Raw genomic sequence first — 11886 nt, 5'->3', positions numbered from 1 at the left:
ACGTTCATTTTGACATATACTAAGGATATACAATCTCCACTCCATGGGAGGGAAATGGTAAGGTTATGAAACCAGATAATGAATTGATATTCCAAAACCTAAGTCAAGAACGGATGTCTTTTGAAGAGGTATTTCAACACATTGTATCCTATATAAAGAAGGATCCATTGGGGAATTACCGTTTAATTTTCGGAACAGATTCACAGATTCATACCGATCACACGTTATTTATCACAGGAATTGTCATCCAACGAGAGCGCAAAGGGGCATGGGCTTGCATACGCAAGGTAAAGGTTCCACGTAAGATGATCAATCTGCACGAACGAATATCTTATGAAACAACGTTAACCGAAGAAGTCGTATCCCAGTTTACAGAAGAAAAGAAAGAACATCTCATCGATCTTGTGTTGCCGAATATTTATAAAGGGGCTTCTTTTACCATAGAAGGTCATATTGACATTGGGGCCGGAGCACGAAACAAAACTCGTGTATTTGTAAACGAAATGGTATCCAGAATGGAGTCGCTAGGTTTAGAGCCTAAGATTAAACCAGAGGCATTTGTAGCAAGCAGTTATGCGAATCGATATACGAAGTGATTTTGGGACAGTGGACCTGTCCCCTCGTTATCTAACCTAAATACCGGTGATATAACGTCTTTGCTTTGGCAATGTCTTTTGTACCATGAATAAGTACTCGACCATCTTTAAATAGAACAAGTCGGTGTTTTTCAATTTGAAAAGACAGTAAATACGGATTTAGTGAAACCCTTCCACCTTGTTCGGAAAGAATGGTAGCAAGCTTTTCTAAGTCTCTGTTCATCCGTTCTGGTGGACGAATTTGGACCGTATCTCTTCCACATAAGACAGCGGTTTTAGTCCGATTTTCAAAAGACAGAAATGGATATGTAGGTGACTGGCCACAAGATGAACAGTCTTCCTTTTTAAGTTTATCGACACCAATTGCTGTATGATGATTTTTCCATAAATCAAAAGAAACTAACTTTTTTCTCAGGGCGTGGTAGTCTTCAACCAATAGCTTCATTGCTTCCGTTGTTTGATAGGCAACAACCATTTGAACCGCTGGACTAATAATTCCAGCCGTATCACATGTTACCCCCCCCATCGGAACGGTCTCGAGTAAACAATGTAAGCAAGGTGTCTCTCCTGGTAAGATGGTATGACTAATACCATAACTACCCACACAGGCCCCATATATCCAGGGGATCTGGTATTTTTGAGAAATATCGTTAATAATCATGCGAATGTCAAAATTATCTGTAGCGTCCATAATTAAATCAACTTCATCAATCAGTTGTTCAATTTCTTCCACTGATACATCTAACACCGAAGCTTGAATGTCCACCTCTGAATTGATCATTCTCAGACGTTTTTCAGCAGCTACTGTTTTTGGCATACGTTGCTTGGCATCCTCCTCCACGTACAACTGCTGTCTTTGGAGATTACTCCATTCCACATAATCACGATCAACAATGGTTAGCTTCCCCACCCCTGCACGGACAAGTGCTTCAGCGCTCCCTGTCCCAAGAGCGCCTGCACCGATCACTAACACATGTTTTCTACTAATTTTCGATTGTCCATCTTTCCCTATTGGAGAGAATAATTCTTGTCGGGAATAACGTTCACTCAACTGATGCTCATTCCTTCCATTGGACTACTTGCTGTTGCATAACGTTTTTTCGGTATGCGACCAGCTTCATATCCTAGTCGTCCTGCTTCTATAGCCAGTTTCATTCCTTTCGCCATTTTCACTGGATCTTCCGCACCTGAAACAGCAGTATTCAATAGTACACCATCTGCTCCTAATTCCATCGCTACAGTCGCATCAGAAGGGGTACCAATCCCTGCATCAACAATAACAGGTACATTAGACTGTTCAATAATAAAGCTAAGATTTAATGGATTAATAATTCCTTGACCAGAGCCAATTGGGGAAGCACCTGGCATAATCGCGTGACAGCCTAATTCTTCTAAACGTTTTGCTAACAAAACATCATCCGACGTGTATGGTAAAACGATAAAACCTTCTTTTATCAACTCTTCTGATGCTTTCAATGTTTCTACTGGATCAGGTAAAAGTGTTTTTTGGCAACCAATTACTTCTACTTTGATCATGTCACAAAGCCCAGAAGCTCTTGCTAGTTTTGCAGTTCGGACTGCTTCTTCTGCTGTCTTTGCCCCTGCCGTATTAGGAAGTAATTTATATTTTTGTACATCAATATTTTCTAGGAAATTTGGTTGACTAGGTTCAAAAATGTTCATTCTGCGTACGGAAAACGTCAGGATCTCCGTCTGTGAAACCTCTACTGCCTCTTTTTGAACATCAAAGTTCGGATATTTCCCAGTACCTAACAAAAGTCTTGATGAAAATTCATATGGTCCAATTTTTAACATCATCATCCGCCTCCTACAAAGTTTACAATTTCGATTTTGTCACGATCAGAAATAGTTGTTTCTTGATGAGATCCTTTTTCCAAGATAGACTGATTTAATTCCACAATTACTACCTTTTGGTTAATTCCAAAGTGCTGTAGTAAGGAAGATACTGTTGTAATCTTATTTGGGACTTCTACTTTATCACCATTAATTATTAACTCCATATCTACACTCCCTTTTAGACAATCGTTCTAACATGTCGGTCGATTCGAAAAGCGGTTAAATCAATCGGTGTAGATTCTCCATCGATCAAATTAGATATCATCTCACCGGTTATTGGAGAAAGCAAAATACCATTGCGGAAATGCCCTGTTGCAATGAATAATCCTTTATAATTTGGATGTTCCCCTAAATATGGCAAGCTATCACTCGTTTGTGGTCGAATGCCCGCCCATGCCTTCTCCCATTCCGCATTCACAATGGATGGCACGATTTTTTTTGCTTTTTCCATAAGAGAGCCAATTCCATCAACGGTTACGGTTTGATCAAACGTGTTCGGCTTAACGGTTGCACCCACTAGAAGGCGTCCGCCCTTTTTAGGAACAAGATAACATCCATGAGAAAAGATGGTTCCATTGATCAATGGTTGGTGGGTAAGAACAGAAAAACACTCTCCCTTAACTGGATACGTTTTCAATTTCACGTCAGCTTCCGACAATATTTTCTGACTCCATGCTCCACCTGCTACAATCACGGTCTCACTTTCGAAATTCCCACTGTTTGTTTTTACCCCAGCTATTTTTCCTTTTTCAACATGAAAGGATAAAACCTCCGTATATTCTTTGATCTCTACTCCTAAAGCTGCAGCAGCTTTTAAAAATCCTAACGTTAATTTGGGAGCTGAAACTTGCCCATCTTTTTCAATGTACACCGCACCAGTAATCGCTTCAGATAAGGAAGGCTCTCTCCTTCTAACTTCCTCTCCGGTGATCCATTCCGCTAATTCTCCTGTTTGCCGTTGAATATCGATTATTTGTTTATACTGATGTTCTTCTTCTTCAGACAAAGCAATTTTGTACATCCCTTTATTGACTAGTTCAATATCAATTCCACTTAATTCTTTTATTTCCTCAGCTAGTAACGGAAACATCGCTCTGCTTTTCTTAGCTAATTGAAATAACGGACCATCTTCATTCAATTCAGCTTGTGCAGCTAGCATCCCTGCTGCTGCATTGGAAGACTTACTACCAAGTCGATCCTTTTCCAACAGAAGAACTTTCTTCCCTCTTTTCGCAAGACTGTAAGCAATGGAACCACCATTGATACCACCCCCTACAATAATTGCATCATACATGCTAGGCATCAAAAATCTCCTTTCCAACAAGCACTACAACACCTTATAAAGTGTATCTTCAATCAGTGGAAGTTTCTTCTTCCCCCGCTGTTTGTTAGTACCTTAATGGTATGACCTAAAGGCCTCTGAACCAATCGGAAATTTACGGGCATCCCGCCCCCACTTATCCTTATTAGTATCATCGCAAAGCCTTGAAGTGGGGGTCTTACAACGCACAGGACGTGCTAGTGCCGACAATGCGACAAATATCTAAGTGGGACGAATAATCGCAGTTCCAGGATGTCGCGTTTTTTGTAGGCCTACCCGTTTACATGCGGGATAAACAGTAGTTTTAGCTTATAAGAAGCTGTTAGATAGAAAGATGTAAAGCATATTCTTTTGCCGCTTCTATAGGATTATTTGCTTCTAAAATACCTGACATCACAGCAACCCCTTTGGCCCCTGATTCAACCACAGACCTAACATTACATGGTTTAATTCCACCTATTGCAATAACTGGAATCGTAACAGACATTGAAATGGATCGTAATTGTTTCAACCCTCGTGGAGTTAACCCTGGTTTGGATTGTGTCGAAAAAACATGTCCGTAGGTTATATAATCAGCCCCTTGAGCCTGTGCTTGCAGAGCTTCATCTAAAGAATGCACGGAACAGCCAACACGTAAATCAGTAATGGCTTCTTTCACAAGATCAACGGGTAAGGAATGGTACGCTAAATGAACTCCCTGGGCCTTCATAAGATAAGCTACATCTAGTCGGTCATTAATAATTATTTTAGAAATCGGGACCTGTTTTTTTAGTAATAGCTTTACAATTTCATAGATTTCTTTTGCAGTTTTTGTTTTTTCACGAATATGTAAAGCATCGATATAAGGGTGTATTACCGCTGCAATTTCTACTAATTTTTCTGGGGATTGTTTCCCTGTTGAAATAACATGTAGCTCACCATTACCCATAAACACGTAACTCCTTAAATATAAAAGGCCACTCCATATAGGGGTGGCCTTTGCTTGAATATATTATGTAACATAATATACATTTTCCCACTTCCCTACGCTGGTATTTCCAGATCAGGTTCAAAGGGTCCAGATAAGATCTGTCTCAGCCTTTTACGGCTCCCCTAGTTTGAAATCTATGTAATTATCAATCTCAGTATAACATACCTTTTTTATAGACGATAGATATTTCTATATGTATCTACCATTCTTTGAAAAGGGAACAGAAAGGAAGGATTACTACCCTTATGCCCGTTTTAACATTTCTTTCACAGCCTGGATGATATTCGGCACTTGTGGGACATGTGCTTTTTCAAGTTCAGGATGGTAAGGTACTGGTGAAGGGGCTGCACCTAACCGCTTAATCGGTGCAACTAAATAATCAAATGCTTCACTTTCAGCAATCATACTTGCGATTTCTGCCCCGTATCCACCACGTTTTACAGCTTCATGTACCACAACGACACGCCCTGTTTTCGACACGGACGTTATAATTGCTTCCTCATCTAAAGGAACCAGTGTCCGGGGATCGATAACCTCAACATCAATTCCTTCTTTAGCAAGTTCCATTGCTGCTTCCAATGCCCGGTGTACCATGATAGCTGTTGCAACGATGGTCACATCCGAACCTTCCCGTTTCACATCGGCCTTCCCTAATGGAATACTGTATGTATCTTCTGGTACATGAGAAGAGGTTTTGTATAATAATTTGTGTTCGTAGAAAATAACTGGGTTATCATCATCTATTGCAGCTTTTAGCAATCCTTTTGCATCGTAGGCTGTGGAAGGTTGTACCACTTTTAATCCTGGGATATGTGTTACCCAAGCTTCTAAGCTTTGGGAATGCTGGGCAGCCGCACCAGTACCAGAACCACTTGGCGTACGTACAACCATCGGAACCATCCCTTTGCCACCGTACATATAACGAATTTTCGCTGCTTGGTTTACGATTTGATCCATGGCAATGGTAATAAAATCTGAAAACTGTAGGTCAAGAATTGGACGCATCCCAGTTAACGCAGAACCAACTGCTGTACCAGCGATCCCCGCTTCACTAATCGGTGTGTCACGAACACGTTCCGGACCAAACTCTTCAATCATCCCACTTGTTACACCAAATGCCCCACCATAGACACCAATATCCTCACCTAAAATAAATACATCGTTATTGACACGCATTTCCTGGCTCATTGCTTCCCGTACCGCTTCTAAATAAGTAATCTCTCTCATTGCTACCCCCTCCTATGCATAAACATCTGTTAGTAAATCATCTAGAGTTGGCATTGGACTTTCATCTGCAAATTTCACTGCGTCTTCAATTACTTTTTTTGCTTCCTCTTGAAGTTTTTCAGCTTTTTCTTTCGTTAAAAAACCTGCTTTCATCAGATCATTCTTAAAACGTTTGATGGGATCTTTACGCATCCATTCCTTTTCTTCCTCAAGCGTGCGGTATTTCTTCGTATCACTCTTGGAATGGCCTTTCCAACGATATGTTTTTGCTTCAATGAATGTTGGCCCTTCGCCTCTTCGCGCTCGTTTTATCGCTTCATCTGTTACATTCATCATTTCAATCATATCATTACCATCTGCAACAACTCCTGGGATACCATACGCTTGTGCACGGGTTGCGAGGTTATCTACGTTAACCATTTCTTTTACTGGACTAGACATACCATACTGATTATTTTCACAAACAAAAATTACAGGTAACTTCCAAATAGAAGCTAAGTTCACTGCTTCATGAAAACTTCCTTCGTTTGTAGCCCCATCCCCAAAAAAGCAAACGGTAACATAATTCAGCTTTTTCATATGTGCTGTAAGAGCAGATCCTACTGCTAGCGGAATCCCACCAGCAACAATCCCGTTTGCTCCAAGGTTCCCCATGTCCACATCAGCAATATGCATCGATCCACCTTTCCCTTTGCAATATCCTGTTGTCCTACCAAAAAGCTCTGCCATCATTTTGTCAGCGGTTGCACCTTTGGCAATACAATGTCCATGCCCCCGGTGCGTGCTTGTAATTTTATCTTCCACATCAAGCAATGCACAAACACCCGCTGCACTTGCTTCCTGCCCAATTGCTAAGTGTGTCGTACCATGAATCATACCTTTTGCAAAATATTCATCTACTTTTTCCTCAAAGAAACGAATCACCCACATTTGTTTATATAAATTGATTAATTTGTTATCGGTAATTTTATCTGGGACGATCAATCTATCCACAGTTCTCCTCTCCTTTTTAAAACGATCGTATAAGGTACTTAATGAAAAACCAATAGCTCAGTTATGCTATGTAAGAGTATTTTTCATATGTTTAACCTAACATAGATTTCGTTAGTGTGGTAGGAGTGGATAGCTGATTAATAGTTGGAGTGGGGTCTGACACTCGAGTTTTTTAGTGAATTTGCTCAAGGTAAATAAAATAGTAAAGTGCTTGGGAGATGGGATGGGGAGTTTATCTTGGGTTTGGTGCGCTTGGGAGATGGGGTGGGGCGTTTATCTTGGGGTTGGTGCGCTTGGGAGATGGGGTGGGGCGCTTATCTTGGGGTTGGGGCGCTTGGGAGATGGGATGTTTTAGCCCAGCTTCGAGTTAGCGGAGTGTATACTAAGTTCATACTTTTAAATAGTCTTGTGACGATATAACGCGAATCAACATTTAAGAAGTTCATAGCTGATTTATTTGTAATGGAAGGATTGATAAGGAGGAAGTAATCTTGTAGTGCTTGTTTATGGGCATACTTTGATCGGTGACTGCATTTATTACAATGCCAGTTTTTTTTGAGTACGAGTCATTCCGAACATACCACAATTTGGACACTGAACTCCTGGCATAATGTCATGTGGCAATACGTGATACTTACCAAGTATGTCGAAATCGTACTCACGACACTCACGTAATATTGCTTTTCCTAGTTTATAGTCTTGTATTTTTTTATTAGGTAATTCTCTATCCTTATCCAGTACCATTTTAGGAATTTGTTCACCATGTGCAACGATTGGTGCAATTTCTTGCGGATCTCCTTTAACTTCTATGATTGTACTAGAGTCACTGAATGCGATAAAGTAATAGACTGGAATGTCAAAAAGATTATGACTAACAAGCCAATTTTCGAGTTGAAGTTTCTGGTTCTCCACCTGGGCAATAGGATAATTAATACCATTTTCCTTTCTGCCATTACTATGGATACATTGCCTCAGAACCGTGTCCAAGAGGACTTTTCCACTGTAATCCTTCATTTCAACAATGAAGATGGCGTTACTTGAAATAATTAATGTATCAATTTGAAAGGACTTGCCATTAACCCTCAAGTACACATCATGAAGAACTGTATAACGTTTATCTAGTATTCTTATGTGATAATCAATCTTTTTTTCACCTTCGTACCCTTTTATACGATTTCTTTCCTCCATCTGTAATTCTGCTAGATATGGAAATCCCGGCCTTAAACGTGGTATTAATGCTTCTAACTTTAATAACGGAATTGGTTTGGGGCGATTACGTAAATTCATTAGTATCTAATTCTCCTTTTTTGCTTTAGCATACTTTAGCCAATTATTTTTGTCTAATCGATATAAATGTATTCTAGCTAGTGTTATAGGTTACAAATAAGAATTTTCTTCAGTTATAAATACAATTATCTAGTAAAAACATTAAGTGAAAAATTAATTTATATCCTGATAAACCTGTAGCTCTTGTGTTATTTATGTGACTTTTCTACGTAACCTAGCATTTTCCTATTAAAATACTTCTGCTCGCGGCGAGCTCTCCTTATCCATTTTTTATTCGCTCCTCCCCCCCCTCACAACCGCTCCTTATCTAATTTAAACGCTCCTCCACTCCTCACAACCGCTCCTTACCTAATTAATCGCCCTCCACTCCTCACATCTGCTCCATATTCGATCCAAATCGCTCCACTCCCCTTTCCCAAACCTTGCCACCTCACACCCACACACTCTCCACTAACCAAAAAAAGAAGAACGACCACATAGCCGCTCTTTCCCATTAAATACTATTCTATATCTTCCTTAATAATCTCCTTATCATCCTTCATCAGTCGTTTTAAGTCAATCTTTAAAAAACGGTCCATCGGATATGTTGTTGTATAGCGATATTTATTTGCACCTGATTCGAATACAACATAAAGATCTTTTGGATGATCAGCAACAATTCCCTCTGGCATTGGAATTGCTTCGATACTTTCTCGTGGCTTGGATTGTGCTCCATCAAGGAACCAAAGTGGAATTGTTTTTCCAGCCACCTCCACATAATCATGTGGCTCCTCCTTTAATGGATGCTCATAACGATATAGCACACTATCATTTCCTCTACCATAGGAGGTGCTCAATGTTACTCCTTTTTTCCCAACAATAGCACCTTGGACCATATCAGTCGTGGAAAGTACGTAATCAGGAATTGCTGCTTCACCTGATGCTTCGTTCCATTGTTCATCGGTAAGCATATCCGTACTTGATGGCAAATCAAAGCCAATCATCCAGGCATAGTGCATCTCCCCATTCCGATTCTCCATATGATGATCTGGATTAGTTGGATAGTCATTTTGTTGATAAAACTCTCCAACCCAAAGGATGCCTTCATCATAAACCGTATACGCTGCATCTACAGGAACAGGAATATGATGGATGAATTGAATCTCTCCATTATCCGGAGCATTGACTAATTCACTAATTTCAAATGGTAGCAAATAATTTTCAGAAGCAACCCAAATATGATCCTTGCTAATCGTTAAGCCACCTGCATGGCCGGTGTACGGAGTACCGTCTTGATTATAAAGTAAAACCGATTTAACCAACTCTCCTGTTGTCGCATCAACAACCGTCAATGTTCCTGGCCTACCATAATCCAGATAACTGACCGTTAACAGCCAATCTTTCTGTTTATAGTACGTCATTCCCTGTGGCACGAGATCTTGAGCCAAACCAGGGATAACAGGCCCATCCTCGCTAATATCCCACAAGCCTTGATAAGCTGGATCCTTCTCTACAAAAGATCGTTCTTCCTGTGTGATAATTTGATGTGCTGGAGTAACCGAAATTTCTGCAGATTTTTCCGATACATTTCCAGAAACATCTTCTGCCGCTACTTCCAATACATACTGCTGGTTCCCAATCAACGCTGATAGTGTAAACTCATTTTGGTCTGGTGATACAGAAAATTCTAGTTCTCCATTTTTATAGATGTGATAACGATATAAATCAGATTCTTCGTTTGCATCCCATGTTAATTCTACTTCTCCATACCCCGCTATAGCTTGGACATTTGCTGGAGTTGCAGGAGGATCTTCATCTAACACCGGTCTTTCTGGAACTTGATTCGCATCAACCCAACCTGGTGTCGGTGGTTGATGTCCTGAAAGAGTCTCCATGGTCAATGTTCCATCGGTTGGATAACCGAATACAACGGAATTTCGTAGAGACACATCATCTCCTGTATAATTTGCCCGCACTACTTCTAAACCTTGAGGGCTTGAAATGGTTACGGTTTGATTTCCACTATTCACAAGCCCACCAATATCATTAAAAATATATACCTTTTCTGCTTCAAGATACTTATTGTGATAGGAGCCAAAATAATTGGAGTTAAATGCTTCTAACGAAATTGGTACAATTTCCTGTCTTCTCGTCCAAAATAACTGTGTATCATATGGCTCTATGATTAACGATTCTTTTATTTCAACATCCCAGCTTCCTGACTTAACACGATACCCTTCTAAATCAATCACTTCACTGCTATTATTGTAGATTTCTAGATATTCAAAAGCATCATATCGTGCATAGTTATCCGTATTTGGTACAACCTCGGTAATTAAAACTTTTGGTATCGGTGCGTTTTCGGTTGGTCCGGAAATAATAGTTGCTTTTTCAGACTCGTTCCCAACATGATCCAAAGCTGTTACTTCAAGGGTATATTCTCTTCCAAGTTCTAATGGAAAGACAGAAATCCTTGTGTGGTTAGGCAAAACCGTATCATAGATTGTACCATTAACGTAAATTCGGTATGCAGCAAGATCGTCCTCCGAATTTTCATTCCATTGTAATTCCACGTCATTTATACCCGGAGTTACTTGTAGACCAGTTGGTGTAGCTGGAGCTTCACTATCAACCTCATCTTGAGGTGTAGCCCAGACTACCGAACTGGCTGAGGATTCATTTCCTTCATGATCAACCGCAGTTACTCGGAAAGAATACGTTTCATGGTTTGTTAGATTTTCTAGTATATAGGAATTTTCACCAGAAACATTGACTGGATCAGAGCTTGCAGAATAATAGATATTGTAGCTAGCTGCTCCCTCTACAATTTCCCACCGAAGTGAAACTGCTTCATTCAGTGGTTCAGCCGTTATCCCCGATGGTGTTCCAGGACCAGGTAATTGTTCATTCACCAATCTACCAGGAGTAGGTTCTTCATCATGTCGAATTTTTACCATTTCACTGCCGTCACCTTTTTGGTAAATAACACTTTTATTTGTAATCCCATCAACTTCTCCATCATTGATCAATGCCGTAACAATCGTTTCACCAGTAGAGTTAGCTAGCCCAACTTGTCTTAAAGCACTGTCATGCAATCCTTGTGCAGATGTTGTCAACGTTACTTCAAACACTTGATCTGGAGTCAGTAACACATCGTAATTCGAGTTAAAATCCCATAGTGGAACATCTGGGTAATTAAATTTCTTTAACCAGAGTACTAATGAATCTCTTGGTTGGATTGTTTTATTAGTTATTGGCCATGTATTAGCGGGGTTTGAAAAATTACTCGTAAAATACTGTAACTCATAACCATCTAAATTAATTTCATCGGAGCTATTGTTATAAATTTCCACATATTCATAAGGCTGACCTGTCCCTGCAGATTTCGAAACAATTTCCGTGATTAGTAATGGTGATTCTTCTGAGGCGTTTGACTCGGTAGTAGGGAAAGTAAACATTATCAGTGCGACTGCCATAGTTGCAATACAAATCCATAAACGTTTCATTCTATGAAACATCCTTCTTCCTCCTTTTTAGTCGGTTTAAAGTTGAATATTGGTTGAGCATCGGGATATAGTATATAACAGCATAAGAAAGCCCTTTCATTTTAAGGGATGTGCTATACGGGAATGTCTTTACTTGTTGGATAGGGGTAT

Annotated in this window: 10 protein-coding genes and 1 riboswitch; of the genes, 1 reads left to right on the top strand and 9 read right to left on the bottom strand. The window is 40.0% G+C overall.

Annotated features, from left to right (window positions below; translation table 11 throughout):
• Nucleotides 1-65 precede the first annotated feature (65 nt).
• On the top strand, nucleotides 66-596 hold the full coding sequence (locus GMD78_RS03855; RefSeq protein WP_155667303.1) for a ribonuclease H-like YkuK family protein: 531 nt from the start codon (nucleotides 66-68) through the stop codon (nucleotides 594-596).
• Between the two features lie 31 nt (nucleotides 597-627).
• Here the strand turns inward: GMD78_RS03855 and GMD78_RS03850 are convergent, their stop codons facing one another.
• The 9 genes from GMD78_RS03850 to GMD78_RS03810 all read right to left on the bottom strand — a co-directional run bounded on the left by GMD78_RS03850 (nucleotide 628) and on the right by GMD78_RS03810 (nucleotide 11748).
• Nucleotides 628-1647, bottom strand: a complete 1020-nt coding sequence (locus GMD78_RS03850; RefSeq protein WP_155667301.1) for a thiazole biosynthesis adenylyltransferase ThiF — start codon at nucleotides 1645-1647, stop codon at nucleotides 628-630.
• Nucleotides 1644-2411, bottom strand: coding sequence for a thiazole synthase (locus GMD78_RS03845; protein ID WP_155667617.1), 768 nt, complete (start codon nucleotides 2409-2411; stop codon nucleotides 1644-1646). Before GMD78_RS03845 ends, GMD78_RS03850 begins: the two co-directional genes overlap by 4 nt.
• Nucleotides 2412-2413: 2 nt before the next feature.
• Nucleotides 2414-2617 (bottom strand): sulfur carrier protein ThiS, encoded by a 204-nt coding sequence (gene thiS, locus GMD78_RS03840; RefSeq protein ID WP_155667299.1) that lies wholly within the window; start codon nucleotides 2615-2617, stop codon nucleotides 2414-2416.
• A gap of 14 nt (nucleotides 2618-2631) precedes the next feature.
• Nucleotides 2632-3756, bottom strand: coding sequence for a glycine oxidase ThiO (thiO, locus tag GMD78_RS03835; protein WP_155667297.1), 1125 nt, complete (start codon nucleotides 3754-3756; stop codon nucleotides 2632-2634).
• A gap of 340 nt (nucleotides 3757-4096) precedes the next feature.
• Complete coding sequence (gene tenI / locus GMD78_RS03830) at nucleotides 4097-4702, bottom strand: thiazole tautomerase TenI (RefSeq protein ID WP_155667295.1); 606 nt, start codon at nucleotides 4700-4702, stop codon at nucleotides 4097-4099.
• 75 nt (nucleotides 4703-4777) lie between these two features.
• Nucleotides 4778-4878, bottom strand: a riboswitch (TPP riboswitch).
• A 109-nt stretch (nucleotides 4879-4987) separates the two neighbouring features.
• Nucleotides 4988-5971, bottom strand: a complete 984-nt coding sequence (locus GMD78_RS03825) for an alpha-ketoacid dehydrogenase subunit beta (RefSeq protein WP_155667293.1) — start codon at nucleotides 5969-5971, stop codon at nucleotides 4988-4990.
• A 12-nt stretch (nucleotides 5972-5983) separates the two neighbouring features.
• Nucleotides 5984-6901, bottom strand: coding sequence for a thiamine pyrophosphate-dependent dehydrogenase E1 component subunit alpha (locus GMD78_RS03820; RefSeq protein WP_155667616.1), 918 nt, complete (start codon nucleotides 6899-6901; stop codon nucleotides 5984-5986).
• A 600-nt stretch (nucleotides 6902-7501) separates the two neighbouring features.
• On the bottom strand, nucleotides 7502-8251 hold the full coding sequence (locus GMD78_RS03815) for a nuclease-related domain-containing protein (RefSeq protein ID WP_155667291.1): 750 nt from the start codon (nucleotides 8249-8251) through the stop codon (nucleotides 7502-7504).
• Nucleotides 8252-8751: 500 nt separating this feature from the next.
• Nucleotides 8752-11748 carry a lamin tail domain-containing protein gene (locus GMD78_RS03810; RefSeq protein ID WP_155667289.1) on the bottom strand — a complete coding sequence of 999 codons (2997 nt, stop codon included), beginning with the start codon at nucleotides 11746-11748 and terminating at the stop codon, nucleotides 8752-8754.
• Nucleotides 11749-11886 lie beyond the last annotated feature (138 nt).

Origin of the sequence: Ornithinibacillus caprae, from assembly GCF_009728145.1 — a bacterium.
GTDB lineage: Bacteria > Bacillota > Bacilli > Bacillales > Amphibacillaceae > Ornithinibacillus > Ornithinibacillus caprae.
The sequence above is the reverse complement of the archived record's forward strand: the minus strand, read 5'-3'. Positions and strand labels throughout refer to the sequence as shown.